Origin of the sequence: Mesorhizobium sp. M7D.F.Ca.US.004.01.2.1, from assembly GCF_003997785.1 — a bacterium.
Classification (GTDB): Bacteria; Pseudomonadota; Alphaproteobacteria; order Rhizobiales; family Rhizobiaceae; genus Mesorhizobium; species Mesorhizobium loti.
Genome location: NZ_RZRQ01000708.1, coordinates 1 through 851 on the forward strand (window position 1 = coordinate 1; position 851 = coordinate 851).

The window sequence follows — 851 nt, forward strand, 5'->3', positions numbered from 1 at the left end:
GCTCCCGCCACTCCCAGCCATTTCCGGCGGGCAGGAGATTGACGATCTGCCGAAGTCCGAGCAGCGCGCTCGCGTCGCATGCGAACGCACTGTCGAGCACGCCGACGGCCTGCGTCTCGCCGATCGACGGCAGGACTTGGCGGACGGTCGGCTCGTCGGCCAAGGCGAGACTGCCCTGCGGACCCAAGCATACAATATCGGCAAGCCGCACGGCGAGGGCGAGTGGCCCGACCAATGGTCTAAGCGCGGCTGCTACGACCGGGGCCTGGTTCCGGTAAGCCGAAAGGCATGTCAACAGGTTAGACAACGCAGCCTGTTGGCGCGCCTCGTCGACAATCCGACCGCCGCCGAGTATCAGTATCAGCGGCAGACCGCGACTTGCGCTCTGCCGCACGATAGCGGCAATGTCTGCCAACGGACTTACCGGGATCGGCGACGACGCCTGGTCTGCCAGGGCAAGAGCCAGCATTTCGCGACCAGCCATGGCCCCTTCCCCACAATGGTGCCAATGACTTTCGCCATGACTGCGCCAACCCGATGCATCGAACAGAAAATCGAGATGCTGCCGCGTGCCGATCTCCTGGGCAGCTCCGTCCGATGCCCCAGGCTGGACCGCGCTCATTGCCTACGGCCTGTGGTCAGCGGCCGAGCTTGCGCTCAAGGCGAGCCATCAGTTCATCAAGCTCCTTGTGATCAACGGCGGTGAGCTTGGGCGCTGGATGGCGCATCGCGCTCGACTGAATGATGCCGCGCCGACGCAGAACGTCCTTGCGAATGGCGAGGCCGAAACCGAGCTGCTGCTCGTGGCGCAGGAGCGGCAAATAGACGTCGAACACGTCCTCAGCAGCTTC

At 64.4% G+C, this 851-nt stretch carries 2 protein-coding genes; one reads left to right on the forward strand and one right to left on the reverse strand.

What is annotated here, in order from left to right:
- Positions 1 to 484, reverse strand: a 484-nt coding sequence (locus EN993_RS36335; protein ID WP_206532495.1) for a hypothetical protein, incomplete at its 3' end; no start/stop codon positions are given.
- 85 nt (positions 485 to 569) lie between these two features.
- Here EN993_RS36335 and EN993_RS37530 point away from each other — a divergent pair.
- On the forward strand, positions 570 to 851 hold a 282-nt coding region (locus EN993_RS37530; RefSeq protein ID WP_206532496.1), incomplete at its 3' end, for a hypothetical protein.